We start from the raw sequence: 18,735 nt of genomic DNA, 5'->3' as shown, positions 1-18,735 counted from the left end.
GTACGGTGGCATCCCCGCCGCTGCTCGATCCGACGGGCCGCGGCGGGGAAGGGGTCACGCGGCGGCGCGGGTTTCCAGATAGGTCTTGACGAGGGAGACCGCGGCATTGGCATCGAGGCCGTAGCGCACGCCGAATTTCTCGGCGATGCCGCGATTGGCGGCGCCTCCCATCATCAGCAGATATTTCTCGTCCTTCCCCTGGGACTTCAGCATTTCGACGACCTTCTCGACATAGACGGTCGAGGAATTCGTCATCACCGACATGCCGATCGCCACGGCGCTCTCGCGTTCGGCGGTATCGATGAACTGCTCCGGCTTCACATTCTTGCCGAGGTCGATGACCTTGTAGCCGTTCGCCTTCAGCATCAGGCAGACGAGGTTCTTGCCGATGTCCTGGGTGTTGCCACGCACGAGACCGACAACGACCGTGCCGGTGGGGCCACCCCCGCCGCCCGAGGCTTCCAGCAGTGGCGTGAGCAGTGGCATTGCCGCATCCATGGTCTTGGCGGCCTTCAGCATGTCGGTGACGAAGCGTTCGTTGCGCTCATACATGTCGCCGACGATTTTCATGCCAAGAGACAGGCCGTCGAAGACGATCTTCTGCGCGGAAATTCCGCGGTCGATTCCGATCTGCACCCACTCCTTTGCCTTCTCGGCGTCGTAGTCCATGATCGCCTCGACCAGCTTCTCATAGACCTCGCCTTCCGGCGTCTGCTCACCCTTATGTTCTTTGGCGGCCTCGACCTTTTCGTCGCCGGCCACCGAGGAGGCCCGCTTGCCGATGTGCTTGGGGTGGCCGGCGATATAGACGTTGGAAAGATCGCCGAGCGCGGCGATGTCCATCGGATATTTGATCTCGGCGCATTGCTGGATCATCGCGTGGAGATTTTCGTCCGGGATCGTCCAGTCGATATCGCAGCCCGGCATGCAGATGAAGCCGCCATTGTAGCCGACCTCGGCCGCCAGCTTCTTCACCTCGTTGCGCACTTCTTCGGTCGAGCCATGCATCAGCGTGGAGAAGGGAGAGAGCGTGCCCATCAACGAAATCTGGCCGCCGATCACGCGCTTGGCGTGGTCCATGCCCGGATACATGTCGCCGTTGAAGTTGAGGCAGCCGTTCTCGGAGATGTCGCGCCAGATCGGCTGCGTGAAGGTGCAGGTGTGCGTGAAGCCGATTCCGCCAATCTCCTGGATATAGGCGAAGAGACGCTTCTGGAACGGCAGGCCGTGCTTGCGATAGACGTCCGGCGGCAGGATGTCCGACGAGTTGAACGGATCGAGGATGTTGCATACGTCGATGCCTGCCTCGAACATCATGCGGCAGACGTTCTTGACGATGTCGAGCGCGAGCTCGGTCACTTCCAGCGCATAGTCGGGATCGTCGCTGAGATACTGCAGGAACTCGGAGGAGCCGGTCATCAGCTGGGCTGTGGTTATGGGCCCGCCGACGGGCGTGGGAATCGCGTGGGTGTCCTTGAAGCCAAGCTTCACCATCGTGCGCGCTTCCTTTTGGATTTCGAGCACCCGGGCGGAGGGCTGGAAACCGTTCTTCTCGTACTTTTCCTTGAAGCGGTAGAAGGCGTCCCGCGTCGGCGTGGGATGCTTGACCAGCGAAGGCTGGGCATAGGGAAGATAGTCGAGCTCGCACCCTTCGACGCATTCGACCGGCGTGAACAGATCGGTGCCGGCGATGATCACATCGCCGCCGAACTTGGCGAGCGCCTTCGCCTTGGCATGGGCCGAGGCCTCGCCGTCACGCAGCGCCTGGTCGACGGTGATGCCACCTTCCCGGATGCCGCGCGCCATGAGGAGCGGCACCACAGGCACCTGGTCGGGAAGATCCGTCATCGTTACGGCCGCGAATATCCGCTCGCGGCTCGTCATGCTCGCCTTTGCACCAGCCATAACGCATTCCTCCTGTTATGTATTTTATGTCTTTTCGAAGCGCGCGCGGCCGGGCGCGCAAAGGTCGGGACCGTGGCGGCCGGGCCGCGCTCGGATCATCGGGACTCATGCCGAAGTGCCCACCAGAAGCGCGGGATCGCTCGACGGGGCCAGTGCAAGAGCGGATGACGGGGCGACGGGCAAGTGGGGCGGCATCGTTTCCCGGGCGTGCCGGGAGGCCCGCTCGATCGTTGACCGTACGGGGCCGAGCCGTCGCAGGTCGCGCAATTCATCGGAATCGAGTGCGGCGAGGCAAGCCGCCCCACGCGCGGCGCATGCCAGGTCCTCCGCGCTCATGGGCTCCGCAGGCGCGGCGATCGCCGGCATCGCCTCGGCCAGTTCGCAAAGGAGCAGGGCGGTCCCTCTTAGGTCGTTCGTCGTTATGCAACGACCCAATGCGACAAGGTCGGCGGTGCCGTGGAGAATGATGCGGCTTCCAACCGCGTTGCGCACCCGCGTCGCGATCATGCCGCGTGCGCGATGATCAATGCCGAGGACCTCGATCCCAAGATCGGCGACAAGCGGCAGAAGCGGGAGCGCGGCACCTCGCACCTGCAGGCAGAGCGGCGCCTCGGTGCACGTGCGGATGGAGGCGATCAATGCCGAAAGGCGCGGCAGAACGAACCGACGAAATTCGGCCTCCGAGAAGAATGCAGCCTGGTCCGTGCCGAATACGTCCTGGATGAAGACGAGGTCGGGTTGGCGCGGCAACCGGAGAAGCAGATCGGCGTAATACTGACACGTACAGCTCAAGGTCCAGTCGAGCAGAGCAGATGTGAGCGTGGGATCTTCCGTGAAGATTTCAAGAAATCGCCAAGCGCCTGTAAGTGCCAGGGCGGTGCCGACGATGCCGGGGATGGGCGCGTCGAGAAGAGCGCACAGGTTCGGGCCGGCAGCGACTTGCAGGACGGAAGGCAGAGGCGGGAACGGGTGGCGGGCGATCTCCAGGGTACTTGCCTCGGCGAACGGATGGTCGACGGGAAAGCACCCCTGCGCGGTCGTGGCCCATGTCACGCCCAGATCGTCGCGAAAGCGACCGTTTGCTTCAATCGGCATGGTCTTGAGGACGCCCCAGCGGCAGAAATGGCTGCCGTGAAGTCGTGCGACATCCGGGCTGAGCGGCAGGATCCGTTCGACGGGATCGATATATGCCGCTGCATTTGATGACAAAACCGTACCGTCCGCGCGCAGGCCGGTACCTGTCGTGCATCCGATCTCAACCCCCAGCCCATTGGTAAATGGATCGCTCATCGCGCCTTGGGATGGGACAGCTTTCATTGCGTGGGCTCCGTCGATCTGCGGTTCACCGCCACGTCGCGACAGCGGGCGTGTCCTGCAAAACGGGACGCGCGTCCGATGGCCACGCTCGACGTTGTGCGCCCGGTTGCTTTTGTCCGATGCTGTCGTCGCGAGCCGGCATTTCGTTTCCTCCGGCCCGCCCGGAAGGCTGAGCCATTTCACCTTGCTTGGTGATATTAATTTTCATACGTATGATGAAGATAGTTAGTGTCAGGTGTCAAGCTGAGGAACGTGCCCGGAAGCTTCGATACTTCCCAATTTGCTTCACGTCTTGGCGGCGACGAACATTGCCATTCCGCACAGGGGAGCGGCGGCCGCCTCACCTGCCTCCGGCGCAGTCTCCCAGCGTGGCAATCGATCGAGCAGGCGCAGCGAGAGGGGCGTCGTTCGATTGCCCGACTCCAAGAAATGGTCAGACGTCCTCGAAGGAAACCCGCGCCCGCACGCCCTCCACCCTGCTGAGGCAAGCAAGGGCGATGCCCTCGCCGAGATCCTCGCGGGTCAATCCGATCAGATCATGCCGGCGCATGCGCACAGCGCCTTCCTCCACACGGCACATGCAGGACAGGCAGGTGCCTTCCTGGCAGGAGAAGGGGGCGTCGATCTCTTCGCGCTGGAGGGCGGCGAGGATCGTCTCGCCGGCGCGCGGCAGGATCACGCGCTCCTCCCCGTCGATCTCCACGGTGAGTTCGGTCTGCGGTGCATGCGGAACCGACACGTCCGCCGGCGTGCCGGCCGGCACGATGCGGACGGTCGTCTCGTCGTCGAGGCTGTCACCGGACACCGCGTCCGCCATGACGAAGCTCTCGTGCCGGATGTCGCGCGGATCGAGGCCGCGCTGCTCCAGGGTCTCCGCGACCAGCGACATGAAGGCGTCGGGACCGCACAGATAGGCGATCTCTGGAAGCGCGGCGACATTACGCTCGCCCAGCAACCGGCCGATGCGCTCCGCGTCCAGCCGTCCGGCTTCGCCGGTCCAGTTTCCGGACGGGCGCGAAAGGACGTGGATGAGGCGCAGACGCCCGGGGTGGGAGACGGCAAGGGCGTCGAGCTCGGACCGGAAGATGATCCCGGTCTCGCACCGGCTCGCATAGACGAGCGTGACGATGTCGCCGCGATCTTTGGCCAGCAACCATTTGAGAATGGAGAACAGGGGAGAGATGCCGCTGCCTGCGCCAAACAGCAGGTAGTGCCAGGGCTGAGCTTGATTTTCGTCGAAAAACCGGCCCTGGGGCTCCGTGATCTCCAGCCAGTCTCCGTTCTGGACCCGCTCGACGAGGAAGGGAGACAGGGCGCCCCCCTCGACTTTCTTGACGGTGAGCTGAAAGTGACTATCCACGCCCGGCGCCGAACTCAGGGAATAGCTGCGCTCCACCGGCTGCCCGTCGACCATGCCGCGCACATGCACGAACTGGGCGGGCCGGTAGCAAAAAGCGTCGGGCGCATCCGGGGGCAATTGAAGCCGCAGCGAACAGGTGTCGTCCGCTTCACGGATTTTGTCGACGACCATGAGGCTGTGCCGCGCCATGCGATCCTCCCGCTGCTGGCCAGTATCTGGCTCTTATTTAAAACGTTAACGTCAGATTTTTTGGCTCGTCAAGCATCGGATTTGCGCCGTTGCCGGTGATGCCGGCGATTCCCCGAGTGTCCCGCCTGATCGTATCGAGACGAACCCTGGCGCGCGAAGGGGCAGGGCGGCTTAATCCGACGTGTTTGTGGTGCCGGCTATCTTGCGCTGCCGATCGCGCATGCTTTGCCGGCCGGCCGGTCGCTTCGGCCGCGGTTCCGCGGTCTCGGAATCCGCCGCGGCCAAGGCCTCGGACGCCTCCGGGAAACTCGCCTCCATGCACTTGGTCGGCGGTTCGCCCGGATTGGAGGGAGGAAACGTGCCGCGATCCGGGTCCCATGTCAGCCACATCAGCTGCGACTGGTCCATCTGCACCTCGCAGGGGCAGTTGGGGCATGTGCGCCGGCTGGGCTGATTTGGGCAATTCCAGCACATGCGGATCATCAAGCGTCCCCGCTCGAGATCCTGTTTCATGAATTCGAGATGGCGGACCTGCCGGGCAATGTCTTCGATCAGGCCGTCGACAATGCTGCACAGCTTCCGGCCGGATTCGTCGCCGGTTGCCGCATTCGGGCGGATCGTCGCGAGATCGCGGATCGTCTTCAGCGGGACGCCAAGACACGATAATTTGTACGCCACCTCGAACCGCTTGATGTCGGCATCGGAATACATCCGCGTTCCTCGCGCCGTCTTCATCGGGGAGATGATGCCCTGCTCCTCATAGTAGAGCAGGGTGCGCGGCGTCGTGCCGAAAATGTCGGCGACCTCGCCGACTTTCTTGAGGCCGCTGAGCCGGGCTGCCTTGACGTCCATTAAAATCCAACCGTCATTTCGCTTTTTTCAAACCTATCGCGTTCGGCTTCCGACCTCAATGTCCTCACTTTCAAAGAGGCGGCGAGATATGCGAGAGGTCCTTGACACCTATAAATCAGACCTTCACGTTAGAAATAAGGACACACATCTGATCCCTGGGAGGATACGGGCCATGCAGTTCGATGCCGAGCGGCGCGAGGACCCGCGTCACGAAGTTGCGCCCGCGGCTCGGTCGGATGCGAAGGCGCTGGCCATGCTGGTGGAGCGATTGTCCATCGAGGTGTCGCCGAAGGAGGTCCTGCACAGCGGCCACGCACTGGGCGTGCCGGCGGGAACGCGCACCTTCATCACGCGCCTTCCCAGGGGCAGCTTCGAGGACACGCGCGCGGCCGCGGTCGCGCTCAGGCAGGCTGGCTTGCAACCGGTTCCCCACGTCGCGGTCCGCACCGTGCCGGACGCCGGCACGCTGGAGCGGTGGCTTCGGTTCTTTGTCCGTGACGCCGGGGTCGAGGAGATCCTGCTGATCGCCGGTTCACAGGAGCGCCCGCTCGGGGCGTTCGGCGAGACGGCGGATACCCTCGCGAGCGGTGTCATCGAAGGATCGGGACTGCGGGCCGTGAGCTTCGCCGGTCATCCGGAGGGGCACCCCGTCGCGGATGCGGATGAGCTTCAACGCGCGATCGACGTGAAGAACGAATTCGCAGCACGCACTGGCCTGTCTTGCGCCCTGGTCACCCAGTTTTTCTTTGATGCGACGCCGGTAATCGCCTGGGAGAGGCGGCTGCGGGAGCGTGGCAACCGGCTGCCCATCGACCCCGGGCTTCACGGGGTGACGGGCGTGCCCAGCTTGCTCAAGCACGCGCTCGCGTGCGGGATTGGCGCTTCCGTCAAGGCGCTTTCCGCGCATGGCAGCGGCGGTATCCTGCAATTCGCCCAAATTCGCACGCCCGACGCGCTCGCGCAGGCCCTCGCCGCAGCGCTCGCGAATGATCCGGACAGCCTGTTCCGCGGCTTTCACCTGTTCCCCCTCGGCGGCCTTGCGAAGACCGTCGACTGGATGGCGCAGGTCCAACGCTCCGCGGCTGGGACAAGCCTAGCCGAGGGCGTCCCTGGCGCGGGAGCGGAGGATGGAATTGCCCGACCTCCACAGTGATTCGGTCCGCTCGTGTTTGAAGCGGCCCGTCTTGCGGTTCTCCTGCTTGGCGAGGTCGCCCGATACGCGGGTCGGGCTTCCTGGCCGCAGACGTCATCGGGCAGCCGGAAGCGGAAATGCCACGTCGGGCCACGTCGGATCTGGTCCGTCATGAACGCCGTCGGAATGCGGCCCATGTAGCACGTGCATGTGTCGCACCGGGTCGACGCAAGCTGTTGGCCAAACCGATGTTTTCTTTGGATCAAGGTCTTGCTTATCGGGAGAATAAGGGCTCCAAGGGCGGCCCCGACACGTTGTCCTCACGGGTGAGGCGCAGGAGCTGTTCCGCTCCACACAATTGGCAGGTCCAGCGCGGCCCCGATATTTTTGCGTGCGGATGAGGAGCGGTGGGGTGCTTCGCATCAGCAACGGCCTATAGAATTGGCATCAGAGCGAACCAGGATCGAGCCAGCCATTACTTCCCATGTCTTGCGGCACGCACATGCGAGTCAATTCACGATGAATGGCGTTTCGATGCGCGTCATCGCAGACCAACTGGGGCGACACACGCATCAGAAATCAAGGAGTGAGGCATCGAAAGCGGGAAGGCGTCGAACACTTCCGCAGTTCCTACTCAGGTGCCCGGAAAGTCTGGGATTGTGTTCTCTGAGTACCCGACACTTATTGAGTTACGACTTCTAACGCATCCAATCAAGGCAAGAGCTCCCGTTCCTCGATGCCCGCGCAAGAAGCCGCGGCGATGCGGATACCGTCCGTTGCCGGATCGCACCCGGGATTCACGGCTCAATCGCACTTCGGCGCCGATCCGAGCACCGACCGGATCTTTTCGGCGTCGGCAGGGGTCGCAGGATTGTAGACCACCATGCCAAGGTCCGGACGGCCATCCACCGCGAATGCGGAATATTCAAACGAGACCGGGCCGAGAATTGGGTGTCGCAAGTGCTTGATGCCCTCGCCATGGCCGTGGACATCGTTATCGCGCCACATGGCCGCAAACTCGGGGCTGAGGCGGCACAATTCGTCCACCAGCGGCTTCACTTCCGCGGCGGCGCCCGCCCGTGCGGCGTCCGCGCGGAACGCGCCGACCACAAACCTTGCCACGCTCTCCCAATCATACTGGGCGGCGCGGACGCGCGGATCGAGGAAGATGAAGCGCAGGACGTTGCGCTGCTCGGGCGGCAGCTTTCCATAATCGGTCAGGATCACCGTCGCGGCCGTGTTCCAGGCGAGGATGTCCCAGGTCGCGGTCCGGATAAAGGCGGGGCTCGGGTTCAGGGCATCCAGCACGCGCTGAAGGCGTGGCGTGACGCCTTCGTTCTTGCGATAGCGCACGTCGGGCGTGCGCCCGAGGCCGAGCAGGAACAGATGCTCGCGCTCCACGTCGGTCAGCATCAGGGCGCGCGCGATCCGGTCGAGCACGTCGGCGGAGGGAGCGCCGCCGCGGCCTTGCTCAAGCCATGTGTACCAGGTCGCGCTGATATTGGCCCGCTGCGCGACCTCCTCGCGGCGCAGGCCGGGCGTGCGCCGGCGTGCCGGGGAGAAGCCAAGCGCCAAGGGATCGAGCTTCGACCGTCGGTCCTTGAGATAGGATCCGAGTGGATTGTCGTTGGCGCCGCGGATGTCCATGCTGTTAGGTATCATACCCTGATAAGGTCACTACTTTACCAGGATATCCTGGTCGCAGACATAGGTCTCCAGCAAACCTGAGGAGACGTGCGCATGCGTGTTTTTGTGACTGGCGCGACGGGGTTCATCGGCTCGGCCGTCGTCAAGGATCTGATCTCGGGTGGCCACCAGGTGCTCGGCCTCGCGCGTTCGGATGAAAAGGCGGCGGCCCTGGCGACCACCGGCGCCGAGGTGCATCGCGGATCGCTCGAGGACCTGGACAGCCTGACGCGCGCGGCGGCCCGATCGGATGGTGTGATCCATCTGGCCTTCAACCACGATTTCTCGAAGTTCGTCGCAAATTGCGAGGATGATCGGCGCGTCATCGCGGCCCTCGGGTCGGCTCTCGCAGGCTCCGACCGGCCTTTTATCGTAACCTCCGGCACCAGCATGGCCAATACCGTTCCCGGTCAGCCGGCCAGGGAAGACGGAGCGGTGATCGGTTCCGATGTGATCCCGCGCGCGGCTTCGGAAGAAGCGGCTGCCGCTCTCGCTGCGTCGGGGGTCAACGTGTCGGTGATGCGGCTTCCGCAGGTTCACGATACCCAGAGGCAGGGGCTCGTCACCTATGCGATCGCGATGTTCCGGAAAATGGGCGTGTGCGGCTATGCGGGTGATGGCAGCAACCGCTGGCCGGCGGCTCATGTTCTCGACGTCGCGCGCCTCTACCGGCTGGCGATCGAGAAGGCCAAGCCGGGCGCCAAATATCATGCTGTCGCCGAAGAGGGCGTGGCCTTCCGCGACATCGCCGAAGTCATTGGCCGGCGCCTCGATCTGCCGGTCAAATCCATTACTGCGGACGAGGTCGAAGCTTATTTCGGCTGGCTCGCCTCGTTCGTGAAGCACGACGCTCCGGCCTCAAGCGCTCAAACGCGGGAACAACTCGGATGGACTCCGACCGGCCCCGGCCTGCTCGCCGACCTCGAACGGATGCCCGTTTCGGTCGGTTGAGCCTCGCCGATCATCGCACCGGGCGGCACAATGTCCGCGAGGCATAGGGAGCCTCCGCTTCATGGCTTGAAACAGTGCTCCCTGTGCCATCGCAGGAAATGCGGATGGGGGCGCTCGATCAGCCTGCGGGGCGCGATGGCGCGGCCGCCCCTGTTGATGAAGGCGCGCACGCCGTCGGGATCGTTGGTCTGTCGGGAAATGAGGATGTCCAGATCATCCGAGAGGCTGATCAGCCCGCGATCGAACATCCAATGCGCCGTGCCTGACAGCGCCAGCCCGTTGCTGACGATGTCGGGGCCGTTCGCTTCCACCGGGCGGATATGCGCCGCGGCCACCTCGGCACGCCCGCCGCCATTGATCAGCTTGAGCCCGCTGATGGCGCAGCGCTCGTCATAGGCGCGCAGCACGACGCGCCGGAAGATGCGGTCGCGGACGATGCGAGAGGACAGAGTGTCGACGCGCTCGCGGGTCTGCTCGAATGCGAATGGCGCCTGTTCTTCTTCAAAGCCTGAGAGGGACGCTCCCTCGTCGACGCGGGGCAGCAGCGGCTCGCTGTCATTCAGCCCGAGAGTGACGATCCGGTTGAAATCGTCCGGCGAGAGCGGACGCACGGCGGCTTGCGCACGCCCCGAGATGCGCCCGTCCGCGTTCAGCACACCGCGCTCGACCACGCCATCCGCATCGGTGAAAGGCACCGGGCTGGCAAAATCGAGATAGCTGCCTGGTTCGATGAGAGCGAGATACATGCCCGGAGCGGTGGGATCGGGAACGACGCGCTCGACCCTGGCGATCGCGAAATAGCCCCGGGTCTCCGCCACTTTCCGGGGTTCGTAATAAACGATCCAGTCGCCGACGCAGGCCTCGACGCGTCCCAGATATGGGCGCGGGAACTGATACCGCTCAGCCGGGCTGTCGTCATAGATCGAGTCCGAGCGGTGAATGAAGACGCCGAATCCCATGTGCCATCCCTGATCCCCATTCGATCGTAGCGCACATTGGGTATCGTTCGGCAGCAGCTGGAACCATTCACCCCTTGGTCGCGCGCGTCACGTTATCGACCCGGTATCACGCTCTCAGTTCTCCTTCGCACTGCCATGAGCGATAGGACGGCTATCTATCAATCACATATCCGCTATTATGTGAGCTATAGCGGGAGACCCTATCGCTCATGGTGTGGAACTGGACGCAGCACGGCTGGCCGCATTTTGCCTATGATCCGGTTGCCCTCGAACCGCTGGAGCGGCGGTTCCTGCTGCTCACCGGCGAGGTGATCGGTGCGGTCCGGCATGTCAGCGAAGGCGAGCGGGACCTGCTGCGGATCGAACTCCTCAGCGACGAGGCGGTCAAGACCAGCGCGATCGAAGGGGAGGCACTGGATCGCCTCAGCGTGCAATCCTCCCTGCGCCGTCAGCTCGGCCTCGACACCGACCATCGCAACGTGAAGCCGAAGGAGCGGGGCATCGCGGAGATGATGGTCGATCTCTATCGGAGCTGGGCGGCCCCCCTCGATGCCGACACGCTGTTCCGCTGGCACCGCATGCTGATGGCGGACAGCCGGCATCTGGAGATGATCGGCGGCTATCGCCGCCATGAAGAGGCAATGCAGATTGTGTCCGGCCGCCAGGATCGGCCGACCGTGCATTTCGAGGCGCCGCCATCCTCCCGGGTTCCGGAAGAGATGGCCGCCTATCTCGCCTGGTTCAATGGTTCGGCCCCCGACGGCGAAATGCCTTTGCCAGCACTCACCCGGGCCGGGATCGGGCATCTTTATTTCGAGAGCATCCATCCCTTCGAGGACGGCAACGGACGCATCGGCCGAACCCTGGCTGAAAAATCCCTCGCCCAGAACATCGGGCAACCGACCCTGATCGCGCTCGCCCATACCATCGAGCAGCACCGCAAGGCCTATTACGATCAGCTCGAGGTCCACCAGCGGACGCTCGATGTCACGGGCTGGCTGGTCTATTTCGCCGAAACAATCATCGCGGCCCAGCAGACAACGCTCGATCGCGTCGCCTTCTACATCGCCAAGGCACATTTTTACGATCGCTTCCGCGACAAGTTGAACGAACGGCAGGAAAAGGTGATCGCCCGTCTCTTCCGTGAGGGCCCCGGCGGCTTCACGGGAGGCCTGAGCGCGGAGAACTACCTCGCCATCACCGGCACCTCACGCCCCACCGCCACGCGCGACCTGCACGATCTGGTGGAGAAAGGCGCCCTGACGCGAACCGGGGAACGCCGATACACGCGATACCACCTCAACCTGCAGGGAACAGCCGGAAAGCCGTGAGCGGGCAGCATGTGCGCGACCGTCCTGCTCATTCGGTCGCCTTTGACGAGTCATCCCCTTGAACCTGCAGGATGCGTCATGAGCGAGGGTGCGCTTCTGGCGCGGAAGCAGACATGCGTCGTTGCTCGTTTTCGCCTCACAATGACTATCGCGCCCGAATGAAGTCGATGAACGCGCGAAGCGGCGGAGGCACAAGCCGCCGACCCGGATAGTAGAGGAAAGGCCCGGGGAAACTCGGCCACCAGTCCGCAAGAACCGGCTCCAGCGCGCCGCTTTTCAGCAACGGCGCGATCCAGGCTTCGAAGAGATAGATGATCCCCACGCCCGAGATCGCCGCCTCGACCGCGAGATCGATCGCCGGTCCAATGCTGACGAGCAGCGGGCCGTCGCCCTCGATCATCACCGTCTCTCCCTGCCGCTCGAACTCCCAGGCGGGGGTCACGCCACTTGAGAAGCGCCCACGAAGGCAAGTGTGGTTCAGCAGGTCACTCGGATGGCGGGGCCGCGTTCGAGCGTCCAGGTAGGCGGGCGCGGCGGCGCATGCGAACCGCTGGATACGCGGGCCGATTGGCACGGCGATCATGTCCTGTTCAAGCCGCTCGTCATACCGGATGCCTGCGTCGGCTCCCGCAGCCAGTACGTCCACGAAACCGTCCTCCGCCGTGATCTCCAGCCGGATTTGCGGATAGGCCGCCAGGAACGCCGGCACGAGATCCGGCAAGACGAGGCGCGCGGCGCTCACCGGCACGTTCAGCCGCAAGGTCCCGGCAGGCGCGTCGCCAAGCCGCCCGACCCCCGACAAGGCCGCGTCCACCTCGCTGAGGGCCGGTTCCAGCCGGGCCATCAGCCGAGCGCCCGCTTCGGTCAGGCTGATGCTGCGCGTCGTCCGATGCAGGAGGCGCGCGCCAAGTTGCCCTTCGAGGCGTCTTACCGCATCACTGAGAGCCGAGGCGCTCGCGCCCTCGATCCGGGCCGCGTTGCGGAACCCCCGCGCACGCGCAACCGCGATGAAGGCGTGCAGGTCCGCGAGATCGTGAGCCATTGTTCGCTATCTCGTACAGGGCGTTCTGATTGTGGGCGATTATCGCGCACTGTGGCAAGGTCTAGATGTCTTGCGTCCTCTAGGAGAACGACCATGACAACCCCGACCTATTCCTTCGCCGGCCGCACCGTGAACCGTCTGGGCTACGGTGCCATGCAATTGGCCGGCCCCGGGGTGTTCGGCCCTCCCAAAGATCGCGACGAAGCCCTCGCCGTCCTGCGCGCCGCGCGCGACGCCGGTGTCAATCACATCGACACCAGCGACTTCTACGGTCCACACATCACCAACCAGCTGATCCGGGAGGCGCTTCATCCTTACCCGTCGGATCTGCTCATCGTGACCAAGGTCGGCGCTGCTCGCGGCCCGAACGCCGAGTGGATGCCGGCCTTCTCACCCCAAGCCCTGGCAGCGGCCGTCACCGATAATCTGAAGAACCTGGGCGTGGATGTCCTGGATGTGGTCAACCTGCGCGTGATGTTCGACGTCCACGGCCCGGCCGAAGGATCGATCGAAGCGCCCTTGACGGCGCTCGCCGAACTTCAGCAAAAAGGCCAGATCAGACACATCGGCCTCAGCAACGTCACGCCCACGCAATACGCGCAGGGCGCCGCCATCGTTCCCATCGCCGGCGTGCAAAACCAGTACAATCTGGCCCACAGAAGCGACGACAGCTTCATCGACCAACTGGCGGCCGAGGGCGTCGCCTACGTGCCCTTCTTCCCCTTGGGGGGCTTCTCTCCGCTCCAGTCCCAGGCGTTGACTAAGGTTGCGAGTGCGCTCGGTGCCACTCCCATGCAGGTCGCCCTGGCCTGGCTGCTGCGCCGCTCGCCCAACATCCTGCTCATTCCAGGCACTTCCTCGACCGCCCACCTCGCCGAGAACCTCGCGGCGTCCCGCCTCGATATCCCCGACGCCGCCATGGACGTGCTGGGCACCATCGGCGGATCGGCAGCATCCTGATCGCCCGCGAAGGCGGCAGGCTCCTCCGGCGCGCTCGGACTGGGGCGCTGCCTCCCGCATACCATTGCCCATGTCGCATTCATGGGACGGCGGCGGCGTGCCACGACGCCAATGCGCTCCGCCCGAGATCGGTCAGCGCGTAGACGCCGCGCTCCGAACGCTCAAACCACCCGTACACGTTGCGGCGAAGAATTTTCTGGGCATCAGGGCATGCGTGTTTCAGGTCGCGCGGACGCTGCGGCGCGGAGGCCATCGCTGCGGCGCAGGCGAGGGCCTGCTGCCGATACGCTGTCATGATGGGCTTGCGTGTGCCGCCGCCTGCAACGGGGTCACCCTGGCGTCGCTTATGCTCCTCCACCAGTCTCGATCGTCGGCGGGCGTTGTTCCGCGGCATTGGTGCGGCCGGGGAAACGAGGACGTCGACATGCCCCAATGCCGAAACGCCCAGCAAGCCGAAGCCGAGGCGACGGCAGAGATTGCGATAGCGTGGGTCGCTTTCCCGCCCCTTGCCCTTGGCGGAAAGGCGCGCCGCCAGCCAGATCTCATCGCCGCAGGTGGCCCGGTCGACACCTTGAAGAATGAGTTCGAGGTTGAACGCCAGCTTCAGTTCGCCGATCACCACCACCGCCGGATCATCATCCCGCAAGCCGACCATGTCGCAGTGCCCGACCTCGCCCTTTACGGTGTAGCCGAGCTGCTCAAGGAAGCGTTTGACGGGCTCATAAAGGGACGTTTCCACATCGCGCCTCCGGATGGACTGCGCCGACCATGTCCCGCTGGTGGTTTAGGACCGGCAAACAGCGGCAATGTTCCGGTGTATGGCGAGCCTGCCTTCACCTTTTGAGATCGCGGACTTCCCTGGCCAACCCTGGGAGCGATGCCTCCGTGCCAGATGCGGACTTTGGGAGCGCCCTTCCGATCCGGAATATGGCCGGAGGTCAAAGTGATGCTTTTCCGATCGAGGCGCCTCCATCCACATGCAAAGTCTGTCCGGTGATGAAGGCCGCATCGTCGGACAGAAGGAAGGCGATGGCGGCGGCGATTTCCTGCGGCGTTCCGAACCGCTTCATCGGCACGCCGGACAGGTAGCGCGCCTCGCCCGCGCTGCCCGGCGCATTGTTGGCGCGGAACAATTCGGTCTCGGTCGGCCCGGGGGCAACGGCATTGACCGTGATGCCCGAGGTCGCAAGCTCCAGGGCCCAGCTGCGGGTAAAGCTCACCAGCGCCGCCTTGGCCGCGGCGTAGGACGTGCGTTCCAGGGCACCGAGGATGGTGAGGCTGGAGATGTTGACGATGCGGCCCCAGCCGCGCGCCTTCATGCCCGGCAAGGCCGCCTGGACGGCGGCAAGCGCGGGATGGAGATTGGTCCGCAGCACCTCGTCGAGGGTGGCGGCCTCGATCGCCCCGAGCGGCTCGGCGCGCACCAGCCCGACATTGTTGACGATGCCGTCGACCGGATCGGCACGGACGATCTGCGCCAGCTGCTCGCCCGCATCCTTGGTGCTGAGATCGAGCGTGTGGAGCTCTCCGGGAAAGCCCTCACTCCGGTGTCGCGCAATGCCGATGAGGCGATGACCCTGCGCCGCGAGGCGCAGGGAGAGTGCAAGACCGATGCCCTTGCTGGCACCAGTGATGAGGAAGGTTCGTTGCATAGGGCGGTCTCCCCCCGCCCGCATGGGACGGGGCATATCCAGGTGGATCAGGCGGCGGTGGCACCCACGGCCCGGCGAAGGGCGGGCAGCATGTCCGTCGGTTCGGGCCGGCGGGTATAGTCGGGATTGACCTCGGCATAGAGGATGGTGCCGTCCCGGCCGACCACGAAGCGGGCCGGCATGGGCAGGGTCCAGCTCGGGTCGCCGTTGAAGGACGGCAGATCGTTCTTCAACGCCGCGTAGAGCTCGATCAGATAATCCGGCAGCGCGAACCGCAGACCGAACGCCGCGGCGACCTCGTTACGAGGGTCCGACAGGATCGGGAACGACAGATTGTTCTGGCGGACCGACTTGCGGCTGTTGACCGGGTTCTGGGGCGAGATCGCAATCAGGCTCGCACCCAGCGCCTGGACCTGCGCAAGCGTCTCCTGAAGCGCTCGCAATTCCATGTTGCAATAGGGGCACCAGACGCCGCGATAGAAGGCGATGACCAGTGGCCCCCTGGCGAGAAGATCGACCGAGGACACGGCATTTCCCTCGGGGTCTGCAAGGGTGAAGGCGGGAATCGTCTCGCCGGCCTTGAGCGCGTGGCGCGCCGCGCCGGAGGCGATGAGTTCGGCGGTGGCGCGTCGCATGGTCTCGATCACCGCGGACGGTACGTTGTAGGGCGGTTTGCCCGCTTCAAAATCGGCCTTGAAGGCGTCGAGTTTCGCCTGGAGGGACATGGGGTTGCTCCGTGTCGGGTGGAATGGCGTGTGGCGCAGGGGGGAAATGGCGGTCAGCCGGCCGCCATCGTGCGGGCGACCTCGGCGGCGCTGATGCCTTCGAGCGCCAGGCCATAGCCGGCCCCCTCGTCGATGATCCGGCGCAGCTTCTGCGTCAGCGCGATGCGGGTGTAGCTGCTGGTGAGCGGCGGCAAGGCGGCGATCCCCTCGGCGATCTCATGGGCGCGGGCGAGTAGCCTGTCGGTGGGGACGATCTCATTGACCACGCCCCACGCCTTCGCCGTCGCCGCGTCGAGCACCTGCCGGGTGAGGATGAAATAGCGACCGCGAATACTTCCGATCACTTCCGGCCAGAGCAGGTTGACACCGTCGCCCGGAACGATGCCGAAGTCGAAATGCGGCTTGTCCTGGAACACGGTTTCCGGCGTGGCGAGGATGATGTCGGTCAGCAAAGCATATTCGCTGTGCAGCAAGACGGGGCCGTTGAGGGCGGTGATCATCGGCACCTCGATATCGAGGATGTTCATGAGCACCTTCTTGCCTTCGCGATAGATCTTGTCGTAGCCGCGCGGCGAGAAGAAATCGAAGCCCTCGGGGCTGATCGCATCCATGAAGGCGTCGCCCGATCCGGTCAGGATGACCACCCGGTTGTCCGGGTCCGCGCCGATCTGGTGGAACAGCTCGACGAACTGCTCATGGGTATGGCCGTTGAAGACCAGCTTGCCGCCGTCGGTATGGAGGCGGACTTCCAGCACGCCGCTGTCCGAGCAGGTGAGCTGGGCGTTGGGGAAAGCGTCCTTGTAGGTGCTGAAGCGGGACATGAGATGGCTCCTTCGTGCGTTCGCAGGGAAATGGATCGGGGAAAATCAGGCCGCCGGGACGAGGGCCTCGACGCGGGCGATGGCGCGCTGCACGGCGGGCCGCGCGGCGATGGCGTCGTACCAGCGGGAGAGGTTGGGGCGGGCGTCCAGCGTCACGCCGGGAAAGGCGCGCCGCCAAAGCCAGCCGAAATGGGCGATGTCGGCGATGGTGAAATCGTCGCCGGCGGCGAAGCGCTGGGTCGCCAGCGTGGCTTCGAGAAGATCGAGGATGCGGTCCGCCTCGGCCGAGAAGCGGGCTTCGGCAATGGGCTGGGGCTCCGGCGACGAACGCTTGAAGAAGCCGGCATTGCCGAAGGCCGGGCTCAGGGCGGAGGCGTGGAAGAACAAGTGTTCGAACACGCGGGCGCGTCGGTCTGCGTCCGCCGGCAGCAGCATGCCGGTTTTTTCCGCGAGATGAACCAGGATCGCCGCGCTCTCGCTCAGAACGAATGCGGTATCGCCGTCGCGCTCGACCAGCACCGGCACCTTGCCGTTGGGGTTCAGGGCCAGGAAGGCGGCGGCCTTCTGCTCGCCGGTGCGGACGTTCACCGGCTTCAGATCATAGGTGAGGCCCATTTCCTCCAGCGCGATCGGGATCTTGACGCTGTTGGGCGTGGCGAATGCATAGACTTCGATCATGTTCAGCTCCGCGAACCGCGTCTCGGCGCGTTCGTGAGCCTGTTATGATCATTCCTAGAAAGTTGCGGCAGGCAGGATGAAGCGATAACGCTCATTCCAAAGGGGAATGAACATGGATCGCTTTCAGGCCATGCAGGCTTTCGTGACTGTGGTGGAAGCGGGCTCATTCTCGGCTGCGGCGCGGCAGATCGGCGTGGGACAGCCCGCCATCTCCAAGACGATCGCCCAGCTTGAGGAGCGCCTTCAGGTGCGCCTGCTCGCGCGCTCGACGCACAGTCTCGCGCCGACGGATGCGGGCCTGCGCTTCTACGAACGGGCGCGCGCTGCGATCCGTGAGGCGGAGGAAGCCGAATTGGAGGCGCGCGGCGCCGGCGCGGGCCTGTCGGGGCGCCTGCGCATCTCGGCGGCCACGACCTTCGCGCGCCTGCTCATCGTTCCGCGCCTGCCGGAATTCCTGGCGCGCCATCCCGACATCGAAATCGACGTGCTGCTCGATGACCGGGTCATTGATCTCGTCTCCGAAGGCGTCGATCTGGCCTTGCGGATGGGGGAATTGATCGATTCCACCGCCATCGCCCGCCGGATCGCCCGTGGCCAGCGCTCGGTGCTCGCCACGCCCGCCTATCTCGCGCGCGCCGGCACGCCCCTGGCGCCGGCCGATCTCGCGACCCACGAGGCGATCGTCTACAGCCAGCTCGGCGCCAGCTGGACCTTCCGCCGGAATGGCGCGCAGGCGTCCGTCGCGGTTAAGGGCCGGGTGCGCCTGAGCGCGGCGGAAGGCATCCGCGCGGCCGTGCTCGCCGACATGGGGCTGACGGTCAATTCCGACTGGATGTTCGCCCCCGAGCTTGAGAGCGGCGCGGTGCGGCGCGTGTTGGAAGACTGGGAGCTTCCGCCGGTCGATCTGTGGGCCGTGTTCCCCACCGGGCGCCTCGCCAGCGCCAAGGCGCGCGCGTTTGCCGATTATGTTGAAAGCATCTTCGCCCAGTAGGGTTGTTCGCGATGTACCGCGACGCGCCGATTGCGTTGAAAAAATCGGCGTTGCCGCAGGGGTGAACACCTCTGCTGCGCACCGCGGCCGTTCCACGACGTTCCGCCGCGGTCGGCGTCTGCTTGACAATAAGCTATATAGTGTTCAGATTATGCTGCATCTTAAAAATAGTGCAATTCGCCGC

Annotated in this window: 18 protein-coding genes; 6 read left to right on the top strand and 12 right to left on the bottom strand. The window is 64.6% G+C overall.

All coding sequences use genetic code 11. The features are described 5' to 3' along the window. Positions 1-54 precede the first annotated feature (54 nt). The 4 genes from V5G24_RS21230 to V5G24_RS21215 all read right to left on the bottom strand — a co-directional run bounded on the left by V5G24_RS21230 (position 55) and on the right by V5G24_RS21215 (position 5,623). On the bottom strand, positions 55-1,848 hold the full coding sequence (locus tag V5G24_RS21230; RefSeq protein WP_509292265.1) for an MtaA/CmuA family methyltransferase: 1,794 nt from the start codon (positions 1,846-1,848) through the stop codon (positions 55-57). Between the two features lie 162 nt (positions 1,849-2,010). Next, positions 2,011-3,222 carry a uroporphyrinogen decarboxylase family protein gene (locus V5G24_RS21225; protein WP_509292264.1) on the bottom strand — a complete coding sequence of 404 codons (1,212 nt, stop codon included), beginning with the start codon at positions 3,220-3,222 and terminating at the stop codon, positions 2,011-2,013. Between the two features lie 433 nt (positions 3,223-3,655). Next, complete coding sequence (locus V5G24_RS21220; protein WP_394083534.1) at positions 3,656-4,771, bottom strand: 2Fe-2S iron-sulfur cluster-binding protein; 1,116 nt, start codon at positions 4,769-4,771, stop codon at positions 3,656-3,658. A 171-nt stretch (positions 4,772-4,942) separates the two neighbouring features. Continuing rightward, positions 4,943-5,623 carry a MerR family transcriptional regulator gene (locus V5G24_RS21215; RefSeq protein WP_394083536.1) on the bottom strand — a complete coding sequence of 227 codons (681 nt, stop codon included), beginning with the start codon at positions 5,621-5,623 and terminating at the stop codon, positions 4,943-4,945. A gap of 172 nt (positions 5,624-5,795) precedes the next feature. Here V5G24_RS21215 and V5G24_RS21210 point away from each other — a divergent pair, with 172 nt between their 5' ends. Both V5G24_RS21210 and V5G24_RS21205 read left to right on the top strand, forming a co-directional pair. Beyond that, on the top strand, positions 5,796-6,776 hold the full coding sequence (locus V5G24_RS21210; RefSeq protein WP_394083538.1) for a methylenetetrahydrofolate reductase: 981 nt from the start codon (positions 5,796-5,798) through the stop codon (positions 6,774-6,776). A gap of 366 nt (positions 6,777-7,142) precedes the next feature. After that, on the top strand, positions 7,143-7,457 hold the full coding sequence (locus V5G24_RS21205; protein WP_394083540.1) for a hypothetical protein: 315 nt from the start codon (positions 7,143-7,145) through the stop codon (positions 7,455-7,457). A 102-nt stretch (positions 7,458-7,559) separates the two neighbouring features. Here the strand turns inward: V5G24_RS21205 and V5G24_RS21200 are convergent, their stop codons facing one another. Beyond that, on the bottom strand, positions 7,560-8,402 hold the full coding sequence (locus V5G24_RS21200; protein WP_394083542.1) for a helix-turn-helix transcriptional regulator: 843 nt from the start codon (positions 8,400-8,402) through the stop codon (positions 7,560-7,562). 93 nt (positions 8,403-8,495) lie between these two features. On the opposite strand from V5G24_RS21200, the gene V5G24_RS21195 reads away from it, so the two are divergent. Continuing rightward, complete coding sequence (locus V5G24_RS21195; protein WP_394083863.1) at positions 8,496-9,392, top strand: SDR family oxidoreductase; 897 nt, start codon at positions 8,496-8,498, stop codon at positions 9,390-9,392. Between the two features lie 59 nt (positions 9,393-9,451). Here V5G24_RS21195 and V5G24_RS21190 read toward each other — a convergent pair whose 3' ends face one another. Next, on the bottom strand, positions 9,452-10,351 hold the full coding sequence (locus V5G24_RS21190; RefSeq protein ID WP_394083544.1) for an HNH endonuclease: 900 nt from the start codon (positions 10,349-10,351) through the stop codon (positions 9,452-9,454). 209 nt (positions 10,352-10,560) lie between these two features. Here V5G24_RS21190 and V5G24_RS21185 point away from each other — a divergent pair, with 209 nt between their 5' ends. Then, positions 10,561-11,682: a Fic family protein gene (locus tag V5G24_RS21185; RefSeq protein ID WP_394083546.1), complete on the top strand. Its 1,122-nt coding sequence runs from the start codon at positions 10,561-10,563 to the stop codon at positions 11,680-11,682. A gap of 145 nt (positions 11,683-11,827) precedes the next feature. Here the strand turns inward: V5G24_RS21185 and V5G24_RS21180 are convergent, their stop codons facing one another. Further along, the gene (locus V5G24_RS21180) at positions 11,828-12,724 is read right to left on the bottom strand and encodes a LysR family transcriptional regulator (protein WP_394083548.1); all 897 of its coding nucleotides are present in this window, start codon (positions 12,722-12,724) and stop codon (positions 11,828-11,830) included. 93 nt (positions 12,725-12,817) lie between these two features. Between V5G24_RS21180 and V5G24_RS21175 the strand changes: the two genes are divergently transcribed. After that, positions 12,818-13,684, top strand: coding sequence for an aldo/keto reductase family oxidoreductase (locus V5G24_RS21175; protein ID WP_394083550.1), 867 nt, complete (start codon positions 12,818-12,820; stop codon positions 13,682-13,684). A 79-nt stretch (positions 13,685-13,763) separates the two neighbouring features. Here V5G24_RS21175 and V5G24_RS21170 read toward each other — a convergent pair whose 3' ends face one another. The 5 genes from V5G24_RS21170 to V5G24_RS21150 form a co-directional block, all read right to left on the bottom strand. Further along, the gene (locus V5G24_RS21170) at positions 13,764-14,423 is read right to left on the bottom strand and encodes a DUF2161 domain-containing phosphodiesterase (RefSeq protein WP_394083552.1); all 660 of its coding nucleotides are present in this window, start codon (positions 14,421-14,423) and stop codon (positions 13,764-13,766) included. Between the two features lie 199 nt (positions 14,424-14,622). Then, the gene (locus tag V5G24_RS21165) at positions 14,623-15,336 is read right to left on the bottom strand and encodes an SDR family oxidoreductase (RefSeq protein ID WP_394083554.1); all 714 of its coding nucleotides are present in this window, start codon (positions 15,334-15,336) and stop codon (positions 14,623-14,625) included. A gap of 47 nt (positions 15,337-15,383) precedes the next feature. Then, positions 15,384-16,061 (bottom strand): peroxiredoxin-like family protein, encoded by a 678-nt coding sequence (locus V5G24_RS21160; protein ID WP_394083556.1) that lies wholly within the window; start codon positions 16,059-16,061, stop codon positions 15,384-15,386. A 53-nt stretch (positions 16,062-16,114) separates the two neighbouring features. Further along, the gene (locus tag V5G24_RS21155; RefSeq protein WP_394083558.1) at positions 16,115-16,882 is read right to left on the bottom strand and encodes an enoyl-CoA hydratase/isomerase family protein; all 768 of its coding nucleotides are present in this window, start codon (positions 16,880-16,882) and stop codon (positions 16,115-16,117) included. A 45-nt stretch (positions 16,883-16,927) separates the two neighbouring features. After that, complete coding sequence (locus V5G24_RS21150) at positions 16,928-17,560, bottom strand: glutathione S-transferase family protein (RefSeq protein WP_394083559.1); 633 nt, start codon at positions 17,558-17,560, stop codon at positions 16,928-16,930. A 112-nt stretch (positions 17,561-17,672) separates the two neighbouring features. Here V5G24_RS21150 and V5G24_RS21145 point away from each other — a divergent pair, with 112 nt between their 5' ends. Then, a complete protein-coding gene (locus V5G24_RS21145) occupies positions 17,673-18,551 on the top strand; it encodes a LysR family transcriptional regulator (protein ID WP_394083561.1) in 879 nt (292 codons plus the stop codon). Positions 18,552-18,735: the final 184 nt, after the last annotated feature.

The organism is Roseixanthobacter finlandensis (genome assembly GCF_043195105.2).
Lineage (GTDB): Bacteria > Pseudomonadota > Alphaproteobacteria > Rhizobiales > Xanthobacteraceae > NCEH01.
Note: the sequence above shows the minus strand (reverse complement) of the source record. Positions and strands in the feature narration are given on the sequence as shown.

Coding starts and splice junctions, on each gene's coding strand:
- V5G24_RS21230 (WP_509292265.1), bottom strand. CDS start 1,848: ATGACGGATCTTCCCGACCAGGTGCCTGTGGTGCCGCTCCTCATGGCG.
- V5G24_RS21225 (WP_509292264.1), bottom strand. CDS start 3,222: ATGAAAGCTGTCCCATCCCAAGGCGCGATGAGCGATCCATTTACCAAT.
- V5G24_RS21220 (WP_394083534.1), bottom strand. CDS start 4,771: ATGGCGCGGCACAGCCTCATGGTCGTCGACAAAATCCGTGAAGCGGAC.
- V5G24_RS21215 (WP_394083536.1), bottom strand. CDS start 5,623: ATGGACGTCAAGGCAGCCCGGCTCAGCGGCCTCAAGAAAGTCGGCGAG.
- V5G24_RS21210 (WP_394083538.1), top strand. CDS start 5,796: ATGCAGTTCGATGCCGAGCGGCGCGAGGACCCGCGTCACGAAGTTGCG.
- V5G24_RS21200 (WP_394083542.1), bottom strand. CDS start 8,402: ATGGACATCCGCGGCGCCAACGACAATCCACTCGGATCCTATCTCAAG.
- V5G24_RS21195 (WP_394083863.1), top strand. CDS start 8,496: ATGCGTGTTTTTGTGACTGGCGCGACGGGGTTCATCGGCTCGGCCGTC.
- V5G24_RS21190 (WP_394083544.1), bottom strand. CDS start 10,351: ATGGGATTCGGCGTCTTCATTCACCGCTCGGACTCGATCTATGACGAC.
- V5G24_RS21185 (WP_394083546.1), top strand. CDS start 10,561: ATGGTGTGGAACTGGACGCAGCACGGCTGGCCGCATTTTGCCTATGAT.
- V5G24_RS21180 (WP_394083548.1), bottom strand. CDS start 12,724: ATGGCTCACGATCTCGCGGACCTGCACGCCTTCATCGCGGTTGCGCGT.
- V5G24_RS21175 (WP_394083550.1), top strand. CDS start 12,818: ATGACAACCCCGACCTATTCCTTCGCCGGCCGCACCGTGAACCGTCTG.
- V5G24_RS21165 (WP_394083554.1), bottom strand. CDS start 15,336: ATGCAACGAACCTTCCTCATCACTGGTGCCAGCAAGGGCATCGGTCTT.
- V5G24_RS21160 (WP_394083556.1), bottom strand. CDS start 16,061: ATGTCCCTCCAGGCGAAACTCGACGCCTTCAAGGCCGATTTTGAAGCG.
- V5G24_RS21155 (WP_394083558.1), bottom strand. CDS start 16,882: ATGTCCCGCTTCAGCACCTACAAGGACGCTTTCCCCAACGCCCAGCTC.
- V5G24_RS21150 (WP_394083559.1), bottom strand. CDS start 17,560: ATGATCGAAGTCTATGCATTCGCCACGCCCAACAGCGTCAAGATCCCG.
- V5G24_RS21145 (WP_394083561.1), top strand. CDS start 17,673: ATGGATCGCTTTCAGGCCATGCAGGCTTTCGTGACTGTGGTGGAAGCG.